General features: G+C 59.3%; 18 protein-coding genes, 1 pseudogene and 1 riboswitch. Of the genes and pseudogenes, 12 read left to right on the plus strand and 7 right to left on the minus strand.

All coding sequences use genetic code 11. The features are described 5' to 3' along the window. The 7 genes and pseudogenes from ACKWJN_RS10820 to ACKWJN_RS10850 all read left to right on the plus strand — a co-directional run. Nucleotides 1-131: pseudogene (locus ACKWJN_RS10820) on the plus strand (ferredoxin--NADP reductase); the annotation flags it as partial. A 2-nt stretch (nt 132-133) separates the two neighbouring features. Then, the gene (locus ACKWJN_RS10825) at nt 134-847 is read left to right on the plus strand and encodes a TetR/AcrR family transcriptional regulator (protein WP_408596790.1); all 714 of its coding nucleotides are present in this window, start codon (nt 134-136) and stop codon (nt 845-847) included. A gap of 34 nt (nt 848-881) precedes the next feature. Further along, nucleotides 882-2072, plus strand: a complete 1191-nt coding sequence (locus ACKWJN_RS10830; RefSeq protein WP_408596792.1) for an amidohydrolase family protein — start codon at nt 882-884, stop codon at nt 2070-2072. A 22-nt stretch (nt 2073-2094) separates the two neighbouring features. Further along, on the plus strand, nt 2095-3663 hold the full coding sequence (locus ACKWJN_RS10835; RefSeq protein ID WP_408596794.1) for an ATP-binding protein: 1569 nt from the start codon (nt 2095-2097) through the stop codon (nt 3661-3663). Beyond that, on the plus strand, nt 3660-4412 hold the full coding sequence (locus ACKWJN_RS10840) for a response regulator (RefSeq protein WP_408596796.1): 753 nt from the start codon (nt 3660-3662) through the stop codon (nt 4410-4412). Before ACKWJN_RS10835 ends, ACKWJN_RS10840 begins: the two co-directional genes overlap by 4 nt. Nucleotides 4413-4444: 32 nt before the next feature. Next, entirely contained in the window at nt 4445-6352 is a 1908-nt protein-coding gene (locus tag ACKWJN_RS10845; protein ID WP_408596798.1) for a potassium transporter Kup, read from the plus strand. Beyond that, entirely contained in the window at nt 6349-6615 is a 267-nt protein-coding gene (locus ACKWJN_RS10850) for an HPr family phosphocarrier protein (RefSeq protein ID WP_408596800.1), read from the plus strand. Before ACKWJN_RS10845 ends, ACKWJN_RS10850 begins: the two co-directional genes overlap by 4 nt. Here ACKWJN_RS10850 and ACKWJN_RS10855 read toward each other — a convergent pair. From ACKWJN_RS10855 to ACKWJN_RS10875, 5 genes are all read right to left on the minus strand, one after another. Next, complete coding sequence (locus ACKWJN_RS10855; RefSeq protein ID WP_408596802.1) at nt 6612-7790, minus strand: ATP-binding protein; 1179 nt, start codon at nt 7788-7790, stop codon at nt 6612-6614. The genes ACKWJN_RS10850 and ACKWJN_RS10855 overlap by 4 nt on opposite strands. Nucleotides 7791-7898: 108 nt before the next feature. After that, entirely contained in the window at nt 7899-9734 is a 1836-nt protein-coding gene (locus ACKWJN_RS10860; protein WP_408596804.1) for a phosphoenolpyruvate carboxykinase (GTP), read from the minus strand. Between the two features lie 243 nt (nt 9735-9977). After that, nucleotides 9978-10118: a hypothetical protein gene (locus ACKWJN_RS10865; protein ID WP_408596806.1), complete on the minus strand. Its 141-nt coding sequence runs from the start codon at nt 10116-10118 to the stop codon at nt 9978-9980. 59 nt (nt 10119-10177) lie between these two features. Then, nucleotides 10178-12085, minus strand: a complete 1908-nt coding sequence (gene recQ / locus ACKWJN_RS10870; protein ID WP_408596807.1) for a DNA helicase RecQ — start codon at nt 12083-12085, stop codon at nt 10178-10180. Then, nucleotides 12070-12462, minus strand: a complete 393-nt coding sequence (locus ACKWJN_RS10875) for a rhodanese-like domain-containing protein (RefSeq protein ID WP_408596809.1) — start codon at nt 12460-12462, stop codon at nt 12070-12072. Before ACKWJN_RS10875 ends, recQ begins: the two co-directional genes overlap by 16 nt. Nucleotides 12463-12496: 34 nt before the next feature. Between ACKWJN_RS10875 and ACKWJN_RS10880 the strand changes: the two genes are divergently transcribed. The 4 genes from ACKWJN_RS10880 to metH all read left to right on the plus strand — a co-directional run bounded on the left by ACKWJN_RS10880 (nt 12497) and on the right by metH (nt 18352). After that, the gene (locus tag ACKWJN_RS10880) at nt 12497-13570 is read left to right on the plus strand and encodes a homocysteine S-methyltransferase family protein (RefSeq protein ID WP_408596811.1); all 1074 of its coding nucleotides are present in this window, start codon (nt 12497-12499) and stop codon (nt 13568-13570) included. Between the two features lie 10 nt (nt 13571-13580). Continuing rightward, complete coding sequence (locus tag ACKWJN_RS10885; RefSeq protein ID WP_408596813.1) at nt 13581-14873, plus strand: amidase; 1293 nt, start codon at nt 13581-13583, stop codon at nt 14871-14873. Next, nucleotides 14845-15414 (plus strand): hypothetical protein, encoded by a 570-nt coding sequence (locus ACKWJN_RS10890; protein ID WP_408596814.1) that lies wholly within the window; start codon nt 14845-14847, stop codon nt 15412-15414. The genes ACKWJN_RS10885 and ACKWJN_RS10890 overlap by 29 nt, the downstream gene beginning before the upstream one ends. A 72-nt stretch (nt 15415-15486) precedes the next feature. After that, a riboswitch (S-adenosyl-L-homocysteine riboswitch) is annotated at nt 15487-15580 on the plus strand. A gap of 24 nt (nt 15581-15604) precedes the next feature. Further along, on the plus strand, nt 15605-18352 hold the full coding sequence (metH, locus tag ACKWJN_RS10895; protein ID WP_408596816.1) for a methionine synthase: 2748 nt from the start codon (nt 15605-15607) through the stop codon (nt 18350-18352). A 78-nt stretch (nt 18353-18430) separates the two neighbouring features. Here metH and ACKWJN_RS10900 read toward each other — a convergent pair whose 3' ends face one another. Both ACKWJN_RS10900 and ACKWJN_RS10905 read right to left on the minus strand, forming a co-directional pair. Beyond that, nucleotides 18431-18745 carry a PsiF family protein gene (locus ACKWJN_RS10900; RefSeq protein WP_408596818.1) on the minus strand — a complete coding sequence of 105 codons (315 nt, stop codon included), beginning with the start codon at nt 18743-18745 and terminating at the stop codon, nt 18431-18433. Between the two features lie 125 nt (nt 18746-18870). After that, entirely contained in the window at nt 18871-20418 is a 1548-nt protein-coding gene (locus ACKWJN_RS10905) for a YifB family Mg chelatase-like AAA ATPase (RefSeq protein WP_408596820.1), read from the minus strand. Between the two features lie 208 nt (nt 20419-20626). Here ACKWJN_RS10905 and ACKWJN_RS10910 point away from each other — a divergent pair, with 208 nt between their 5' ends. Next, on the plus strand, nt 20627-21400 hold the full coding sequence (locus tag ACKWJN_RS10910; protein WP_408596822.1) for a TorF family putative porin: 774 nt from the start codon (nt 20627-20629) through the stop codon (nt 21398-21400). The last annotated feature ends 16 nt before the right edge of the window (nt 21401-21416 follow it).

Genomic DNA, 21416 nt, shown 5'->3' on the forward strand with positions numbered 1-21416 from the left:
GCGTGATGATTTGTGGCGGCCCACAAATGCTCAAGGATTTGAAGCGCATGCTCGAAGAGCGTGGCTTCAAAGAGGGCAACACCACCAAGCCCGGTGACTTTGTGATCGAGCGCGCGTTCGCTGAGCAGTGACCATGGCCAGCGCCCGTACCCCAGCCACAGCCGCTTCCAAGCGCACGGTGACGGGCGTGCGTGTGGCCAAGCGTGTGGCCCCGCAGCGTAAAACGGGCGTGCGCGAGTTGTCGGCTCAGGCCACGCGTGAGAGCATTTTGAAAGCGGCGACGCGGGTGTTTGCCAAATACGGTTTCGAGGGTGGCAGCGTGGAAAAAATTTCCAAAGCGGCCAAGTCGGTCGACCGCATGTTGTATTACTACTTCGGCAACAAAGAGGGCTTGTTCATCGAGGTGATCGAAGACATTTACCGCCGCATGAACGAGGCCGAGTCGCAACTCGACCTCAACACCGACGAGCCCGTGCAAGCGCTCAAAGACGTGATCGCCTTTGTGCTGAATTACTACCGCCGCAACCCCGAGTTTGTGACCTTGCTCAACACCGAGAACTTGCACTTGGGGCGTCACATCACCAAGTCAGACCGGGCGGCGCAGTACTCGTCGCCGGCGATTGATGTGATCCGACGCATCTTGGAGACCGGGGTGCGCAAAAAACTGTTTCGCCAAGACTTGGTGGCGCGCGATGTGTATTTGCTCATCGTGTCCACCGGGTACTTCTTCATGTCCAACCGATACACCTTGTCGGCTTTCATGGGCGAAGATTTGCAAACGCCCGAGGCGGTGCAACAGTGGCAAGACTTTGTGACCGACACGGTGTTGCGCACCGTGAAACGCTGACTCCCCCAACCTTTCGCTCTTACTGGAGAACCCCATGGCCACCGCTGCTGTTGAAGAAAAATCAGGCAAAGTCGTTTTGCGCAATATCGGGCTGCTGCTCTCAGGCGACATTGACCAGCCCATTTTGGATGCCGACACCATCGTCATTCACGATGGTGTGATCACCGCAGTCGGGCGAGAAAAAGACTGCGACATTTCCGAGGCCAAGACCACCATCGATGTGCGCCAGACCTGTGTGGCCCCGGGCTTGATCGACAGCCACGTGCACCCGGTGTTTGGTGACTGGACGCCACGACAAAACCAAATCGGTTGGATCGACTCCACCATGCACGGCGGCGTCACCACCATGATTTCTGCCGGTGAAGTGCACTTGCCCGGACGCCCCAAAGACATCGTGGGCCTCAAAGCCCTGGCCATCACCGCGCAACGTGCCTTTGACAACTTTCGCCCCGGCGGTGTGAAGGTGATCGCGGGTGCGCCCATCATTGAAAAAGGCATGACCGAACATGACTTTCAAGAGCTGGCAGCAGCCGGCGTGACGCTGCTGGGCGAGGTGGGTTTGGGTTCGGTGAAGGCGGGCTATGAGGCCAAAGAGATGGTGGCCTGGGCGCGCAAGTACGGCATCCAAAGCACCATCCACACCGGGGGGCCGTCCATTCCAGGCTCGGGCTTGATTGACAAAGACGTGGTGCTCGAAGCCGATGCCGATGTGATTGGCCACATCAACGGCGGCCACACCGCGTTGCCAGAGGCGCATGTGTGTGAGTTGTGCGAGAAGTCGAGCCGCGCGATTGAAATCGTCCACAACGGCAACGAGCGCGTGGCCATTGCCGCTGCCAAAGCGGCGCTGGAGCTGAAGTGTCCGCACCGCGTGATCTTGGGTACCGATGGCCCGGCTGGCTCGGGCGTGCAGCCCTTGGGCATGCTGCGCATGGTGGCCTTGCTGTCGAGTTTGGCCAACATCCCCGCCGAGTTGGTGTTTTGTTTTGCCACCGGCAACACGGCGCGCATTCGCAACCTGAACTGTGGCTTGATCGAAGTGGGCCGTGCCGCCGACTTTGTGTTCATGGACCGCGCCCAACACACCGCAGGCAAAACCTTGCTGGAGAGCGTGCAGCTGGGCGACATTCCTGGCATTGGCATGGTGATGATCGACGGCTTGGTGCGCTGCACCCGCAGCCGCAACACACCACCTGCCACTGAGGTGCCGGTGGTGGTGCACTGATCGGCTGTGATAGCCTGCCACGGTGTCACACCCGAACCGTCACCGCTTTCCGAAGATTGAAATTCGCTGGCCAGGCTTGGTCATTTGGTTGACGGCTTGGGTTTTGCTGTGGCTGTGCGATGGCGTGCTCAACCTGGGGAACCTCGCGTTGTTGCTGGTTTTGGCCAGTGCCATGGCAGGCACGTGGTTGTCGGCCACGGCCTCGGTGGTGCTCAGTGCCTTGTCGGTGCTGGGGTTCAACTGGTGGTTTGTGCCACCGCGCTTCACCTTCCATGTGCATTTGCACCAAGATTTGCTGCTGTTGGTCACCATGTTGGGCGTGAGTGTGATGGTGAGCTATTTGATGGCACGTTTGCGCTCGGCCGCCGAACAAGAGAGCCAACATGCGCAGGCAGCGCAACAGCTGCGGGCCTTGAGCGAACAGTTTCGCGAAGGCTTGGATCTATCAGCGCAAGGTCGCCTGTTGCAGTCGGTGCTGCAGACGCGTGTGCACGACACAGTGTCGGTGTTGTTGCTGCGAGAGCCCGACGCGCCGAGCACCCGCCCTGCTGCGAGCCATCTGACAGGACACCCCGACGCACAAGACACACAAGGCTTGTGGGCCTGTGTCAAACAGTTTGCGGCCATCGGGCCTGGGACCGGGCGTTACGAAAACCAGGCCACCTTGTTTTTACCGTTGCGTGGCCCATCGTGTGCCTGGGGGGCGGTAGCCCTTCACGGTGTGTCATGGCTTGCCTTGACGGCATTGACTCGGCACACGGTGCAGCAGATGTGTGATGTGTTGGGCTTAGAGCTCGAACGCGCCCACACCTTGCAACAGGCACAGCATGCCAAGGAAGAGGCCCAGAGTCAGAGCTTGCGAAACACCTTGTTGACGTCGATCTCACATGACTACAGAACCCCCTTGGCCAACCTCATGGGGGCGGCATCCGTGATCCACGATCAGGGCGCGCGCTTGAGCCCAGAGCAGATCACAAATCTGGCACACACGGTGATGCTGGAGGCCCAGCACCTCAACCGCATGACCACCAACACCTTGCAGCTGGCAAGGCTGGACGCCGCTGCGTTGCAGGTGCACAAGGACTGGGAGTCTTTGCAAGAGGTGGTGGGCGCGGTGTTGTCCAAAACGCGCATGCGTTATCCGCTGCGCCAGATCGACGTGGTCCTGCCTGCGGGGTTGCCGCTGATTTTTTGTGACGCCATGTTGTTGGTGCAGTTGTTGGACAACTTGGTCGAAAACGCCATCAAATACAGCCCGGACGATTCTTTCATCCAACTTCATGCACAAGGGCAAGGCGACACCATCGAGTTGCGGGTGATCGACCATGGTCCTGGCATTCCCGATGTTTGGAAATCCAAAGTCTTTCAAGCCTTTGAACGCATGCATCCAGAGGCGGCGCAAGCGGATGCATCGGATGAGACGCAACTGCGCCGTGGCGTGGGTGTTGGCTTGGCGGTCTGCCAAGCCATTGCCAAGGTGCATGGTGCCAAGATTTGGATTGAAGACACGCGCCCTCACGGCGCAACGGTGTGCGTGGCCTGGCCTGTGGACGTGCAACCCGACATGAACAGCCCCAGCTCGGAGGTTTGACAGACATGGCTTTGCGCGTGCTGTTGGTGGAAGATGACCGTGAGTTGCGCCGGACCTTGCGTGACGCTTTGATGATTGAGGGCTATGAGGTGCTGCTCAGTGGCAGTTCTGCGGATGCCCAGGCTGTGTTGCGGCACAGCATGCCGTCGCCCGAGCCGCTGGATTTGTTGATTTTGGATTTGGGTTTGCCCGATGGCGACGGGGCTGAAGTGCTGCACGCGGTGCGTGCCCACTACAACCTGCCCGTGCTGATCATCTCGGCCCGCCACGACGACGACAACAAAGTGCATTTGCTCGACGCGGGTGCGGATGATTACTTGGTCAAGCCCTTCAACATGGGCGAGTTATTAGCCCGCATGCGTGTGACCTTGCGCCACCGGGGCACGGCGGTGCAGGCACCCCAAACGCATTACCGCCGGGGCGACCTCACGGTGGACTTGGCCAAGCACGAGGTGCGCATGGGCATGGCGCTGGTGCATTTGACGCCGACCGAGTTCAAGCTCTTGGCGCGCTTGGTGCGTCAGGTCGGACAAGTGGTGACACACCGCCAACTGCTGTTGGATGTGTGGGGCGCTGAGTACCTGGAACACACCCACTACCTGCGCTTGTACATGGGGCAATTGCGTGCAAAGTTAGAGCACAACCCCACGGAGCCGCAAATGTTGTTGACCGAACCCGGGGTGGGCTACCGCTTGTCAGAACCTGACGAGGACGGATCGGATACTTATGCGTTCCTAACGCGAACTTAGGCAAGCTCGGGGCACTTCATACAGGAGAGCCCATGACAGTTGCCACGATAGATTCAGACAACCCTTCCGCCCACATCAAACGACAGTCCACGGCGGCCCTGACCTTGGCCGCGATTGGCGTGGTGTATGGCGACATTGGCACCAGTCCGCTGTACACCGTCAAAGAGGTGTTCTTACCCGCCACAGGTGTGGCGTTGACGGCTGAGAACTTGGTTGGCGCGGTCTCCACCATTTTTTGGGCTTTGATGCTGATCGTGACCCTGAAGTATGTGATTTTGATTTTGCGCGCTGACAACCGCGGTGAGGGCGGGGCACTGGCCTTGACCGCATTGGCCGCCAACGCCGTGAAGTCTCGGCCGCGCTTGCGCCATTTCCTTTTGCTGTTGGGGCTGTTTGGCGCCACCTTGTTTTATGGTGACAGTGTGATCACCCCCGCCATCTCGGTGCTCGGTGCCGTGGAAGGGCTTGAGGTGGTGACACCGCTGTTGCAGCCTTATGTGGTGCCTATTTCGTTGTCGGTGTTGGTTTTGTTGTTTGTGATGCAGCGCTGGGGCACCAACTTTGTGGGCAAATTTTTTGGCCCCATCATCGTGGTGTGGTTTGTCATTTTGGGCGCCACAGGACTGGTGCAAATTGCGCAAACGCCTGAGATCTTGCAAGCCTTGAACCCGCTTCATGCGGCCACATTTTTGCTAGAACGCGGACCTTTCATCTTCGCCGCTGTGGGTGCTGTGGTGCTGGCGCTGACGGGTGCTGAGGCCTTGTACGCGGACATGGGCCATTTTGGTCGCAAGCCGATTCAGCTGGCTTGGATGGGCTTGGTCATGCCAAGTTTGGCTTTGCATTACATGGGCCAAGGCGCTTTGTTGATGCGCGACCCCAGCGCGATTGACAACCCCTTCTTTCACATGTTTCCTGAAGATTGGTTGCTGCCTGCGGTGGTGTTGGCCACGGTGGCGGCGATCATTGCGTCTCAAGCTGTGATTTCAGGCGCTTACTCGATGACCAAGCAAGCCATTTTGTTGGGTTTTTTGCCGCGCATGGACATCAAGTACACCTCTGAGCAAGAGGTGGGACAAATCTACATGCCCGCTGTGAATTGGATTTTGTTGGCGGGTGTGGTGATGGCGGTATTGGCCTTCAAAAGCTCATCGGCATTGGCAGGGGCTTACGGTATCGCGGTGACGCTGACGATGGTCATCACCACGGTGATGACCTTCTTCGTGGTGCATGACGCATGGAAGATGCCTGCGCCTTTGGCGATGCTGGCAACGTTGTTCTTCCTGAGCATTGATGTATTTTTATTTTCCGGTTGCATCATCAAGTTCTTTGATGGGGGTTGGCTGCCATTGGCCATGGGCCTGACTTTGTATGGGGTGATGACCACGTGGTCGCGTGGGCGTGAGTTGGTGGTTGAAACCATTCGCCGGGATGGTTTGGATCTGAATGGTTTCATACAACACATCGATTCAGGACACACCCACTTGGTCAAACGCACGGCGGTGTATGCCGTGGCCAATCCTGAAACGGTGCCACAAGCGCTGTTGCACAACATGAAGCACAACCAGGTGTTGCATGAGAAAAACATCATCTTGACGGTGACCTTTGACAACGTGCCTTGGGTGTCTGAGCGGCAACGTGTTCGCGTGGAGCGGCTGAGTGAGCACTTCTGGCAAGTGTGGGTTCATTTTGGTTTCATGAACACGCCGGATGTTCCCAAAGCCCTGAAGCATTGCGAAGCTTTGGGCCTGGACATACCGGTGTTCGAGACCACGTATTTCTTAAGTCGCGAAACGGTGATTTCTACGCCGGGTGGCGGCATGGCGCAGTGGCGAGAAAAACTGTTCTCTGCGATGACGCGCAATTCGGGTGGTGTGGTGGAGTTTTTCCACCTGCCAGACAACTCGGTGGTTGAACTTGGAACCAGGGTGCAAATATGAGCGAACACACATTACCCATCACACTCAAGCTCACGGGTAAATGTGGCTTGGACCCCAGGGCATCTGCGTTGCTGGCGATGCAAGCCTCACATTTCAATTGCGACATCACCTTGGCTTGCCATGGGCATGTGGTGAACGCGAAGTCGGTGGCGGAGGTGATGTCCTTAGGTGCCATGCATGATGACTTGGTGGACTTGTCTGCCAATGGCGAGCAGGCGCAGCAAGCGGTGAACGCCTTGATTGCTGTGATTCAGCGCCCCTAGCCCGCCGGTGGGTGGCGCAGTTGCAGCCACGAATGCACGGGCCAGGGCTCACGCGCCTGCGGCATCTCGCCACCAAACACCACGCAGCCGCTGATCAGCGTGTGCGGGTGGTGTGCATCGAAGCGCTTGAGGCCTTTGAAGTAGTCGGGGTTGACGGTGCCACCGGCTTTGATTTCAATGGCGTGCAGTTGTCGCCCTACGGGCATGAGCAAGTCCACCTCGTTGCCTTCCGAGTCTCGGTAAAAATACAGCGCGCTGTTTTCGCCCTGGTTGAAACGGTCTTTCAAGGCTTCGGCCACCACAAAATTTTCAAACAATGCGCCCCACAGCGGGTCACGCTGCACCTGCTCCGGCGTGCGCAAACCCAAGAGCCAGCAGGCCAAGCCGGTGTCGTAAAAATAAAGTTTGGGCGTTTTGATCAAGCGCTTGCCTGTGTTCACAAACCAAGGCGGCAGCAAATGGACGATGAAACTGCTTTGGAGCAGATCTATCCAGGCGCGTGCCGTGGGTTGCGATACGCCCGCGTCATTGGCCAAGCTGTTGAGGTTGAGCAGCTGCCCGGTGCGTCCTGCGCACAAACGCACAAAGCGCTCGAACAAGCGCAGGTCTTGCACGGCAGCGAGTTGCCGCAAATCGCGCTCGACATAGGTGGCGAAGTAGTCGCCCATGGCCTGTGAGGCGTGCAAGTTTTGGTCGTGCACACGCGGGTAAAACCCGTTGAGCAAACACGAGGGCAGCGCCAGTGGCGCTTGCGAATCGATGGAGCGAAGCAACTCTAGTTCAGACAGCGTCAATGGCAACAACCGCAGCAACGCCGTGCGCCCAGCCAATGATTGGCTGACTTGCGTCATCAATTCAAACTGCTGACTGCCCGTGAGAATGAACTGTCCAGCTTCAGGGTGGTGATCCACCATCGATTGCAAGTAAGAGGGCAGCTCTGGCGCGCGCTGAATTTCGTCGAAAACTGCGCCGCCCTTGTAGGCAGACAAAAAGCTGCGCGGGTCTTCAATGGCGAAGCGGCGTACATCGGGGTCTTCCAGCGACACATAGGGCTTGTCTGGAAATACCATGCGCGCCAGCGTGGTCTTGCCGCTTTGGCGTGGCCCCACCAGCGTGACGATGGGGTACTGCCCGGCCAACTGGCGAAGAAGGGGTTCAATGTTGCGCCTGATCATGCGCAGAAGTTTAGCAAAAACCTGTTAATTCAAAATCAGACTTTGAATTAACAGGTTTTGGGCGGCGAACCTGTGCCGCCCAAAGTGCCACAGCGCGCCGGGTTATGTTCAGGCGGTGGCCAAGCGCTCTTCCAAGGCTGCTTTGGTGGCTGTCATCTCAGCGGGCAGGTGGTAGGCCAGTTGGGTGAACAGCTCTTCGTGCAACTTCAACTCTTCCACCCAAGCGGCTTTGTCGACGTGGGTGACGGTCTTGAATTGGTCGGCCGTGAAGTCCAGGCCGGTCCAGTTGAGTTCGTTGTACGCAGGGCTGATGCCAAACACGTTCTCTGCGCCTTGGGCGTTGCCTTCGATGCGGTCGATCATCCACTTGAGCACGCGCATGTTCTCGCCGTAGCCAGGCCACACAAACTTGCCGTCTTCGCCCTTGCGGAACCAATTGACGCAGTAGATCGAGGGCAACTTGGCTTTGGATTGGGCCAGCTTGTGGCCCATGTCGAGCCAGTGTTGGAAATAGTCGCTCATGTTGTAGCCGGTGAAGGGCAGCATGGCAAACGGGTCGCGGCGCACCACGCCTTGTTGACCGGCGGCAGCGGCGGTGGTCTCTGAACCCATGGTCGCGGCCATGTAGACCCCTTCGGTCCAGTTGCGTGCTTCGGTGACCAAGGGCACGGTGGTGGAGCGGCGGCCGCCAAAGATGAAGGCGTCGATCACCACGCCTGCAGGATCGTCCCAAGCGGGGTCGAGGGCGGGGTTGTTGGTGGCGCCCACCGTGAAGCGTGCATTGGGGTGGGCCGCTTTGGCGCCAGTTTCTTTGGCGATTTGGGGGGTCCAGTCTTTGCCTTGCCAGTCGATCAGGTGGTCGGGCAACTTGCCGGTGTCTTTCTCCATGCCTTCCCACCACACATCGCCGTCGTCGGTCAGAGCGACGTTGGTGTAGATCACGTTCTTGTCCAAGCTGGCCATGCAGTTGGGGTTGGTGTGGAAGTTGGTGCCAGGCGCGACGCCAAAGTAACCGGCTTCAGGGTTGATGGCGTAGAGCTTGCCGTCGTCGTGCGGCTTGATCCAGGCAATGTCGTCGCCGATGGTGGTGACTTTCCAGCCGTCAAAGCCTGCGGGGGGCACCAACATGGAAAAGTTGGTCTTGCCACAGGCGCTGGGGAAGGCCGCTGCCACGTGGTATTTCTTACCCTGAGGGTTGGTCACACCCAGAATCAGCATGTGCTCGGCCAACCAGCCTTGGTCGCGGCCCATGTTGGACGCAATGCGCAGTGCAAAGCACTTTTTGCCCAGCAGCGCGTTGCCGCCGTAACCCGAACCGTAAGACCAGATTTCACGTGTTTCTGGGTAATGCACGATGTATTTGGTCTTGTTGCAAGGCCATGTCACATCGGCTTGACCCGCGGCCAGCGGCGCCCCCACGGTGTGCACGCAAGGCACAAAAGCACCGTCGGTGCCGATCACGTCGTACACGGCTTTGCCCATGCGGGTCATGATCTTTTGGCTCACCGCCACATAGGGGCTGTCTGACAGCTCAATGCCCACGTGCGCAATGTGTGAGCCCAGCGGGCCCATGCTGAACGGAATCACGTACATGGTGCGGCCTTGCATGCAGCCATCAAACAGGGGCTGCAAGGTGGCACGCATCTCGGCGGGCGCGACCCAGTTGTTGGTGGGGCCGGCGTTCTCTTTTTTCTCAGAACAAATGTAGGTGCGGTCTTCGACGCGGGCCACATCGGTGGGGTCGGAGCAGGCCAAAAACGAGTTGGGGCGCTTGGCTGGGTTGAGCTTTTTGAAGGTGCCGGCATCCACCAGCTGTTGGCACAAGGCGTTGTATTCCTCTTCGCTGCCATCACACCAATGGATCTTGGCGGGTTTGCACAAAGCGGCCATTTCGGCCACCCAAGCAATCAGCTTGGGGTTCTTCACATAAGCAGGTGAGTTCATAAAAGCTCCTAAGTCAAAAATTGTTGAGGTCAGGACTCCGACCCAGCGTGTCGGTGTACGAAGCCCTGACCTCAGACAATTTCATCTTGATGACAAAAGGTCGCACATTCTAAGAATGGATGCCTTCATCTCAACTTGCATCTGTGACAAATAAGACAGGAATGAGCCCAAAAGAATACAAAAAAGCGCCTGAAAAGGCGCTTTTTTAGGTTCCTGTGCCACCTTGGCGACAGGTGGAGGGCATCAAGCCATGAAGACGGCGATGAAAGCCAACAAGAAAATCAGGATGGCTCCACCCAAAGGCAGCACGATGGGCATCAGCGGAACGATGGATTCCACAACGTCTTGCTCGCCGTCATGGTGGGTGTGGTGGTCGTGTGACATGGGGGATTCCTCAATCGGTGAATGGCCAAATTCTAAATCAGCCGCGGCATGGACGGAGATCACGCATGGTTCACCACACGCAAGACCTCTTGGCCATAGGCTTCGAGTTTCTTGGCGCCGATGCCGGCAATGCCTTGCAAGGCTTCCAAGCTGTCGGGCCCAGCTTGCGCGATGGCGCCTAGGGTGGCGTCGTGAAAAATCACATAAGCCGGCAGGTTGTGGGCCTTGGCCACTTCGGCGCGCCAAGCTTTGAGGGCGGCGTAGCGGAGTTGGCCCTGCGCATCGAGCTCCACCGGCGCGGGTTTGGCGGCAGTACTTGCGCCGCGTTTGGCTTTGCGGTCTGCCGGGCTGGACACCGAGGCGCGCAAGCGCACTGTCACATCGCCTTTGAGCACCGCGCGGGAGGCCTCGGTCAAATACAGCGTGCTGAAGGCTTGCGCATCCACCCCCAAGGCGCCGATGGCAATGAGTTGGCGCAACACGCCACGCAATTGAACCTCGGTGAAATGCGCGCCAATGCCAAAGGTGCTCAAGGCTTGGTGGCCGTATTGCTGAACTTTTTCGGTCGATTTGCCGCGCAAGATGTCCATCAAATGGCCTGCGCCAAACGAAATACCGCTTTGCTGCTGCACGCGGTAAATGGTGGACAGCAGCATGCGTGCGGCTTCGGTGCCGTCCCAAATTTCTGGGGGCTGAAGGCAGTTGTCGCAGTTGCCGCAAAAATACTGAAGTGCCCCCACGCTTGGTAGGGGCGTGTCGGGGTTGTAGGTTTCGCCGAAGTAGCGCAGCAGCCGCACGCGGCGGCAGTCGGTGGCTTCGGCCAGGGCGAGCAGGGCGTCGAGCTTGCCGCGCATGGCTTGTTTGAAGTCTTCTGCGGCGGGGCTCTCGTCGATCATGCGGCGCTGGTTGACCACATCGTTCAAGCCATAGGCCATCCAGGCATGGGCGGCTTGTCCATCGCGTCCGGCGCGTCCGGTTTCTTGGTAGTAGCCCTCGATGTTCTTGGGCATGTCCAGGTGCGCCACAAAGCGCACATCGGGTTTGTCGATGCCCATGCCAAACGCAATGGTGGCCACCATCACCAGGCCTTCTTCACGCAAGAAGCGGTTTTGGTGGCGCTGGCGCACCGCCCCGTCCAAGCCTGCGTGGTAGGGCAGCGCGGCAATGCCAGCGTCGCACAGGAGTTTGGCCACCTCTTCGACGCGGCGACGTGACTGGCAGTAGACGATGCCACTGTCTTGGCCGTAGGCCCCCGTGTGTTCGCGCTGGATGAAGCGCAGCAGCTGCAGAGACGCGTCTTTTTTCTCAACGATGGTGTAGCGGATGTTGGGGCGGTCAAAGCTGCTGACAAACTGTTGGGCGTCCTCTAACTGCAAACGCTCCACGATGTCGGCCCGGGTGAGGGCATCGGCAGTGGCGGTGAGCGCCAAGCGCGGCACACCTGCGTAGCGTTCGTGCAGCACGGTGAGGGCGCGGTACTCGGGGCGAAAGTCGTGGCCCCACTGGCTCACGCAATGCGCTTCGTCAATGGCGAACAGGCTGAGTTGTCCTTGGGCATAGAGCGCGTCGAGTTGCGCCAAAAAGCGCGGCGTGGTGACGCGCTCTGGCGCGGCGTACAGCAAGGTGATGTCGCCCCGGCGCAGCCGTTGCTCCACCGCATAGGCTTCCTCGCCGCTCAGGCTGGAGTTGAGAAAGGCCGCCTCTACCCCGGCTTCGTGCAGCGCACCCACTTGGTCGTGCATGAGGGCGATGAGGGGCGACACCACGATGGCGATGCCGTGCCCCATGCGCTGGCGAGCGATGGCTGGTATTTGGTAGCACAGCGATTTGCCGCCGCCCGTGGGCATGAGCACCAGCGCGTCCCCGCCTGCGCACACGTGCTGCACGATGGCTTCTTGCGGGCCGCGGAATGCGTTGTAACCAAAAACCTCGCGCAGGATGTCGTGCGTGCTTACATTTGTTCCCACGGCAGCCCATCAAAGCGCCAGCCATTGAGGCTAGAGCGCTGGAAGTTGGCGTTCAAGTCGCCTTCGAAGCCGTGCAGCACATTCACCACATCGGTGAAGCCGGCGGCCTCCAAGGCGCGACCCGCCTCGACCGAACGCTGACCACTGCGGCACAACAGCACGACCGTGCGGTCTTTGCGGCGCGCTTCGTCCAGCACGGCAGCGCAAAAAGCGGGTGCATCTGGGGTGAACTCGGGGTATTCATACCAAGAAACATGCACCGCTCCCGGCGGGCGACCCACGTACATGAACTCAATCTCCATGCGGATGTCGACCATCAGCGCATCGGGATGGGCTTGCATCAGGGCCCAGGTGTCGGAGGGAAGCAGGTTTCGCATGGGGCGTGATTGTCCCTCTTCTTACAATCTCCCCATGACCCAGTCCTACACCCGCGCCCAAACTTTGCCCGCCCTGCTGGCCCAACGCATCGCCATCTTGGACGGCGCCATGGGCACCATGATTCAGCGTTTCAAGCTGAGCGAGGCCCAATACCGGGGCGAGGGCTACACCGGCCCCGATGCACAGTACGCACGCTTCAAAGATTTCCACAAAGACGTCAAAGGCAACAACGAGTTGCTCAGCCTGACCCGACCCGATGTGATTCGCGACATCCATGAGCGCTATCTTGCGGCCGGCGCAGACCTGATTGAAACCAACACCTTTGGCGCCACCACCATTGCCCAGGCCGACTACGACATGGCCGACCTGGCCCGCGAGATGAACCTGCGGTCGGCCCAAATTGCGCGCGCCGCCTGCGACAAATACAGCACGCCCGACAAACCACGGTATGTGGTGGGCGCCTTGGGGCCGACACCCAAGACCGCCAGCATCAGCCCCGATGTGAACGACCCCGGCGCGCGCAACGTGGACTTTGAACAGCTGCGCGCAGCGTATTACGAACAGGTGCAAGCCTTGGTGGAAGGCGGCGCCGATGTGCTGATGGTCGAAACCATCTTTGACACCCTCAACGCCAAAGCCGCCTTGTTTGCGATTGACGAGTACTTTGCGGCCAGCGGCGAGCGCTTGCCTTTGATCATCAGTGGCACCGTGACCGATGCCTCGGGCCGCATCTTGAGTGGCCAAACCGTGACGGCGTTTTGGCACAGCGTGCGCCACGCCCAACCGCTGGCGGTGGGGCTCAACTGCGCACTGGGTGCTACCTTGATGCGCCCCTACATCCAAGAATTGGCGCGCGTGGCGGGCGACACCTTCATCAGCTGCTACCCCAACGCGGGCCTGCCCAACCCCATGAGCGACACCGGCTTTGACGAAACACCGGACGTGACCAGCCGCTTGCTGCACGAGTTTGCGGCCGAGGGCTTGGTCAACATTGTGGGCGGCTGCTGCGGCACCACCCCTGAGCACATCGCCGCCATTGGCCAAGCGGTGTCCGACCAACATGCCCGTGCTGTGAGTGCAGGCCCTTTCTACCGCGAAGCTGCCTGAGGCATACCCCATGTCACATCACCGATTGAGCGCCTGTGAGGCTGCCAAGCAACTGGCCCAACGCACACTGCGCGCCGAAGACTTGGTGCGCGATTGTCTGGCCCGCATCGATGCACGGGAGGCCGAGGTACAAGCCTGGAGCCATCTGGCACGAGACGCTGCCCTGGCCCGTGCGCGCGCACTCGACCTAGGGGCACACCAAGGTCTGTTGCATGGCCTGCCCATTGGCGTCAAAGACTTGATGGCCACGGCTGACATGCCCACCACCTACGGTTCGCCCATTTATGCCGGACACCAACCCGCGAATGACGCCAGTTGCGTCGCCTTGGCGCGCGCAGCAGGTGCGGTGGTCTTGGGTAAAACCGTGACCACCGAGTTCGCCACCTTCCAACCCAACCAAACCCGCAATCCGCACAACACCGCGCACACGCCCGGGGGCTCGTCGTCGGGGTCGGCCGCTGCGGTGGCCGATGGCATGGTGCCGCTGGCGCTGGGCACGCAAACCGCGGGCTCGTTGATACGCCCCGCCGCTTATTGCGGGGTTGTGGCGTTCAAGCCGAGCTTTGGCGGCATCAACCGCGCGGGCGCCAAACCACTGTCAGACACGCTCGACACCGTGGGCACTTTGGCCCGTGATGTGCCCGATGCGGCGCTTTTTGCCGCCGCCTTGAGCGGTCGCCAGGACTGGTTGGTGCGCCCTGTGGGCGAGCACCTCGCCCGCCCCTTGCGCGTGGGCCTGTGCCAAACCTACGAGTGGCCACAAGCCCTGCCAGAGACGCACTCAGCCATGCAGCAAGCGGCCGCGCGTGTTCAAGCGTCTGGCGCGATGACGCTGCACGACCTGCGTTTGCCGGTGGACTATGAACAATTGGCGCAAGCCCAAATCCACATTCAACTGGCCGAGCAAGCCCGGTGTTTGGCGCATGAACGCTTGCAGCACTTTGACCGTTTGAGCCCGCGTTTGCAGGGCATCATGAATGCCGGTCTGGCCGTGACGCTGGCCCAATACGACCAAGCGCAAGCGCTGGTGGCGCGTTGCCGCGCGCAGCTGGCCGATGTGTTCCAAGACGTCGATGTGCTGCTGGCGCCCAGCGCAGCAGGGTCGGCGCCGCTGGGCCTGGACAACACGGGCGACCCGCTGTTTTGCCGCATCTGGACCGTGCTGCACACCCCTGCGGTCAACATTCCGGCAGGCCTGGCGCCCAACGGCATGCCGGTGGGCCTGCAAGTGGTCGGGCCCGTGGGGAGCGACGCGTTCACCCTGGCTGCGGCGCATGCCTTGCATCAGTGCTTGGCTGCATGACGTCAGCACAACGGCACAGGTGCGCATGAACAAAAAGGTGTCGCTCACGGTGCTTGGGCTGGTGATGGTGGGCGTCATGGCGACCCATGTGTCCTGGGTGAAAAAAGACAACGGGACTGTGTGGGTGGTGGATGGGCGAGAGATCGACATCCAAGGACAAGCCAAGAACAGCTGGGTCCGATGGACCCGACGCTGTGACCAGGTGGCCAAACTCAGCGCGCAAGACCCGGCCTACCAACAGGCCCAAGAGTTGATCAAAGCCTACAGCCCACCCCATTCGCAGTCTGCCCAGTTGGCCAGTGTGTGGACCACAGGTGCGTGGACCGTGGCGGAAACCGAGTTCAAGCAATTGCTCCCCGCCGTGGTGGTGATCCACACCACCGACACCGGCTCGGCCATCGTGCCCCATGCCATTTGGAGTGGCTTCACCTTGCCCTGGGTGGCCGCGCCCCATATTCGGCGGTACTTGGGCGCACAAGCCCCAGGAATTCCCGCAGATTTGTTGGATTGTTTTGAGCCTCAATCCGCGTCCTTTCGGTGATGCGTGTCTGCAACTCCGTTGCACAAAACCAGCCCTGAGGTCGGTGTCAGACGGGGCACGTTAAAATTCAGCCTCCCCAAGGAGCGTTGCAGCTTCACCCATCCCTGTGCGGATCGTGCGTGAAGTCAGGCTTGGGGCCGTACTTTTGCAACGACGCTCACCTGAACGATGACCCCAGGTGAGATCCCCCATGAATTCTGTTGCTGTTCCCCCCATGAAACTGTCCGGCTTGGAGCCGGTCTCGATTGGCACGGACGCCTTGTTTGTCAACGTCGGAGAGCGCACCAATGTGACGGGCTCCAAAGCCTTTGCCCGCATGATCCTGAACGGCGAGTACGAGCAAGCCTTGGCTGTGGCGCGCCAACAGGTGGAGAACGGTGCGCAGGTGATTGACGTCAACATGGACGAAGCCATGTTGGACAGCCAGGCCGCGATGGTGCGTTTTTTGAACCTCATGGCGGGTGAGCCCGACATTGCCCGCGTGCCGGTGATGGTGGATTCGAGCAAGTGGTCGGTCATCGAGGCGGGCTTGCGTTGCATCCAAGGCAAGGGGATCGTCAACTCGATCAGCATGAAAGAAGGCGTGGACGAATTCAAACGCCAAGCCACCTTGGTCAAGCGCTATGGCGCTGCCGCCGTGGTGATGGCGTTTGATGAAAAAGGCCAGGCCGATACCTATGCGCGCAAGATCGAAATTTGCGAGCGTGCCTATCGACTGTTGGTGGACGAGGTGGGCTTCCCTCCCGAAGACATCATTTTTGACCCCAATATTTTTGCCATTGCCACCGGCATCGAAGAGCACGACAACTACGCGGTGGACTTCATCGAAGCCACACGCTGGATCAAGCACAACTTGCCCGGTGCCAAGGTGAGTGGTGGCGTGTCCAATGTGTCGTTCAGCTTTCGTGGCAACGACCCGGTGCGTGAAGCCATTCATACGGTGTTTCTGTACCACGCGATCAAAGCCGGCATGGACATGGGCATCGTCAACGCTGGCATGGTGGGCGTGTACGACGACTTGGAACCCACACTGCGCGAACGGGTGGAAGACGTGGTGTTGAACCGCACACCCAAGTACAAAGACGGCGAAGCCCGCCTGACCCCAGGCGAGCGCCTCATTGAGGTGGCCGAAACCGCCAAGGGCGCAGCCAAAGACGACAGCCAAAAGTTGGCTTGGCGCGGCACACCCGAAGCGCCCGCCAGCGTGGAACATCGCCTGAGCCACGCGCTGGTGCATGGCATCACCGAGTTCATCAACGACGACACCGAAGAGGCCTACCGCGGCATTTTGGCCAAGGGCGGACGACCCTTGCACGTGATCGAAGGCCCGTTGATGGACGGCATGAATGTGGTGGGCGACTTGTTTGGTCAAGGCAAGATGTTCTTGCCGCAAGTGGTCAAGAGCGCGCGCGTGATGAAGCAAGCCGTGGCGCACTTGGTGCCCTACATCGAAGAAGAAAAACGCTTGCAGGCCGCTGCGGGCGAAGACGTCAAAGCCAAGGGCAAGATCGTCATGGCCACCGTCAAAGGCGACGTGCACGACATTGGCAAAAACATCGTCACCGTGGTTTTGCAATGCAACAACTACGAGGTGGTGAACATGGGCGTGATGGTGCCTTGCCATGAAATTTTGGCCAAGGCCAAAGAAGAAAACGCCGACATCATTGGCCTGTCGGGCCTGATCACGCCCTCGCTGGAAGAGATGCAGTACGTTGCGGGCGAGATGCAAAAAGACGACTACTTCCGCAGCCGCATGATGCCGCTGATGATTGGTGGCGCCACCACCAGCCGTGTGCACACCGCCGTGAAAATTGCGCCCCACTACGAAGGCCCGGTGGTCTATGTGCCCGATGCCTCGCGCAGCGTGAGTGTGGCGCAAGGTTTGTTGTCGGATCAAGCGGCCAAGTACGTCGCTGAGTTGAACGCTGACTATGTCAAGGTGCGCGAACAGCACGCCAACAAAAAGCAAACGCCCTTGGTCACGCTCGCGCAAGCACGTGCCAACGCCACGCCCATCCACTGGGACGCGTACAAACCAGCCCAACCCAAATTCATCGGGCGGCGTGTGTTCAAAAACTTTGACTTGGCCGAGTTGGAAAAATTCATCGACTGGGCGCCGTTCTTTCAGACCTGGGATTTGGCAGGACCTTTTCCCGCCATCTTGGAAGACACGGTGGTCGGGGTAGAAGCGAAAAAGGTGTACGCCGACGGCCAAGCGATGTTGAAAAAAATCATCTCCAACCGTTGGCTCACCGCCAACGCGGTGGTGGGCTTGTACCCCGCGCAGCGCGTGGGTGACGACATCGTGTTGTATGCCGACGAGACCCGTCAGCAAGCGGTGATGACCTGGCACGGCTTGCGCCAGCAAACCGTCAAGCCACAAGGCCGACCTAACCGTTGCCTGGCCGATTTTGTGGCCGACCAAACCCAAGCCGCTGACTACGTGGGCTTGTTTGCGGTGACGGCAGGCCTGGGTGCCGAGAAGCAAGAAAAGCGATTCATCGACGCACACGACGACTACTCCGCCATTTTGTTCAAAGCGCTGGCTGACCGCTTGGCCGAGGCTTTTGCCGAATGCATGCACCAGCGCGTGCGGACTGACTTGTGGGGCTATGCCGCCAACGAGGCCTTGAGCAACGCCGAACTCATACAAGAAAAATACCAAGGCATCCGACCCGCACCGGGCTACCCGGCGTGCCCTGACCACAGCGCCAAAAAAGACATGTTTGATCTCTTGCAATGCGCCGACATTGGCATGGGCGTGACCGAGAGCTTGGCGATGACGCCTGCCGCCAGTGTGAGCGGGTTTTACTTGGCGCACCCCGAGGCGACTTACTTCAACGTGGGCCGCGTGGGCGATGACCAGGTGCAAGACTTGGCGCAACGCCAAGGCGTGGCGGTGAAAGACCTGACACGTTTGTTGGCACCCAATTTGTAAACAGCGGCAACGTCTGCAACACGTTTGCAAAACACAAAGGGCGCTCTAGGAGCGCCCTTTGTGTTGGACCCGATGCCATCAAGACTTCAAGCAGGCACTCATTTTTTGTTTGCGCTCGTCGCCTTTGAGGCCTGTGGCCTCCTCATTGCAGCGTTTCATTTTGTTTTGTTGTGAGCCTGTGTTCTTGGGCGCTTCTGCTGCGGGGGCTTTGGCGCTCAAGCACTCTTTCATGAAAGCTTTGCGCTCATCCCCTTTCTTGCCTTCGGCTTCTTTGTTACACGTGGCCATTTTGTTGGGCTTGGTCGGTTTGTCGTCGTTGGCATGGGCGGGACTCAGAAAATGACTGAGGGTCAGCGCAACCGCCAGACTTGTCCAGATCAGAGGTTTGTTCATTGGGTGTCTCCATGTGTTGAAAGTGAATTCCTCGTGCAACCACTGCAAGGGAAGATAAATTCAATCAGCCTCACGACCCACGGGTGCGTTTGTCACGCAGATTTAACGTAAGCCAGACTCGCGGCTCAGTGCGTTGACAACACCCTGCGGTATTGCACGGCCTCCGCCACATGGGTCATCTGCACGGCATTGCTGTCGGCCAAATCGGCGATGGTGCGGGCCACCCGCAACACCCGATGGGTGCTGCGACTGGACCAACCCAATTTGTTGGCGGCCGTGTGTAAAAACTCGGCGGCGCTGGCATGGAGTTGCACATGGGCTTCCAAGGACTGGCCCTGCAAGGCTTGGTTGGCAACTCCTTGGCGGTCGAGTGCGCGTGCATGGGCATTCACACAACGCAGCCTGACCTCAGCGGTGCTTTCGCTGGCGCTGGCGTGCATCAGCACCTCGGGCGCCAATGCGGGCACATCGACTTGCAAATCAATCCGGTCCATCAGCGGTCCACTGAGCTTGGCTTGGTAGCGGGCCACCTGATCGGGCGTGCAGCGACAGGCTTTAACCCTGGAGCCCAAGTGTCCACAGGGGCAGGGGTTCATGGCGGCAATCAACTGAAATTGCGCGGGAAACTCCGCTTGGGTGGCCGCGCGTGACAAGGTGATGCGCCCACTCTCCAGAGGTTCGCGCAAGGCCTCGAGGGCACGCCTTGGAAATTCGGGCAGCTCATCCAAAAACAACACGCCATGGTGCGCAAGCGAGATTTCACCGGGTCGCGGCGGTGAGCCGCCTCCAACCAAAGCCACCGAGGTGGCGGTGTGGTGGGGGCTGCGTGTCGGGCGTTGCAACCACTGGCTGAGCTCGAAGCGCCCGGCCAAGCTGGCCATGGCGGCACTCTCCAAGGCCTGATCCAAGTTCATCTCTGGCAGCAAGGCGGCAAACCGCTGAGCCAGCATGGACTTGCCGGTGCCCGGTGGCCCAATCAGCAGCAGTGAATGGCCACCTGCTGCCGCGATCTCTAACGCGCGTCTCGGCACGGCTTGGCCTTTGACGTCTGCCAAATCAGGTCCGTGCGCTTGCTGGGTAGTGCGGTTGGGCTGTGGCGAAAGCCGGGCCCAGCCTTGGTCGTCGTCACCGGCGATGCTGGGTGGCAAGGCGTCTGGTTTGGCAAAGTGCGCCACCACATCTTTCAAATGTTGGACGCGGTACACCTCTGCGGTGGGCACCAAGGCCGCCTCTTCTGCACTGCCTGGTGGCAACACCAAGCGGGTGCGCACCCCGGTGGCGTGCAAGGCCAAGCCCATGGCCAAGGCGCCACGCACCGGGCGCAATTCGCCAGAGAGCGACAACTCGCCCGCGAACTCATGCAAAGCCAAGGCTTGTGCATCGAGCAGCCCATGGGCGGACAAGATGCCCAACGCAATGGGCAAGTCAAAACGGCCGGAGTCTTTGGGCAGGTCGGCCGGCGCCAAATTCACGGTGATGCGCTTGTTGCTGGGGAAGTCCAAGCCTGAGTTTTGAATCGCACAGCGCACGCGCTCGCGCGCCTCTTTGACCTCGGTATCGGCCAAACCCACCAAGGTGAAACTGGGCAGGCCGTTGGCCAAATGCACCTCAACCGTCACGGAAGGTGCGCGCAGACCCAACAACGCGCGACTGTGAACCAAAGCCAGGGACATGGTGATCTTTCTGATGAATAAGCGCCATTACGGTGCAATATTTGACGCGAAGCGCACTAATTAAGTGCGTCAAAATCTGTGCGTGTTCAGGCTACTGCATCACTTTGGGTTTTGGGTGAGCGGCAGTGAACACTTTTGTATGTCCATGCACTGGCACGGACTCTGCTTATAAAAAATGTGTATTTATTTTTCAAACGGAGAAAATCAAATGAACTTCAAGTCCAAACTTTTGCTGGCCCTCTTGGCCACCTCTTCCGCCGCTTTCGCTCAAACTGCACCTGCCGAGCCTGAGTCGACCCTTGGCTACAACGTGGGCGTGGTCACGGAATACCGTTACCGCGGTCTTGCCCAAACCAAGGGTGATGCGGCTTTGCAAGGTGGCGTGGATTACGCCGATGCCAGCGGTTACTACTTGGGCGCTTGGGCCTCCACCATCAAGTGGATCAAAGATTCGGGCAGCAATGCATCGGGCCCTGTGGAACTGGACTTGTACGGCGGCTATAAATTTGAAGCGGCTGGCTTGGCTTATGACGTGGGTTACCTGCGTTACCAATATGTCAACAACAGCTATGACAAAGTTTCCACGAAGAATGCCAACACAGACGAGATCTATGGTGCGGTGACAGCAGGCGTCTTCACAGCTAAGTATTCTTATGCGTTCTCCGATCTGTTTGGCGCTTATGACGCGACAAACAAAAAAAGCTCCAAGGGCAGCGGCTATTTGGACTTGAGCGCCACTTTTGATCTGGGTGAAGGTTACTCATTGGTGCCGCATGCAGGGCGTCAAACTGTGAAAAACATCACAGGTGCAAGCTACACCGACTTGGCTTTGACCTTGAACAAAGACTTGGGTGATGGTTTGTCTGCTTCGGCTTCTGCCATCAGCACCAACGTGAGCAAGAACGCCTACTTCCTGAGTTCTGCCAGCAGCTACAACACCGCTAAGAACGCCGTCGTTCTGGGCGTGAAATACAGCTTCTAAACCCAGCGCGTCGTCT

This window comes from Limnohabitans sp. (assembly GCF_046052825.1).
In the GTDB taxonomy this organism is placed as follows: domain Bacteria; phylum Pseudomonadota; class Gammaproteobacteria; order Burkholderiales; family Burkholderiaceae_C; genus Limnohabitans.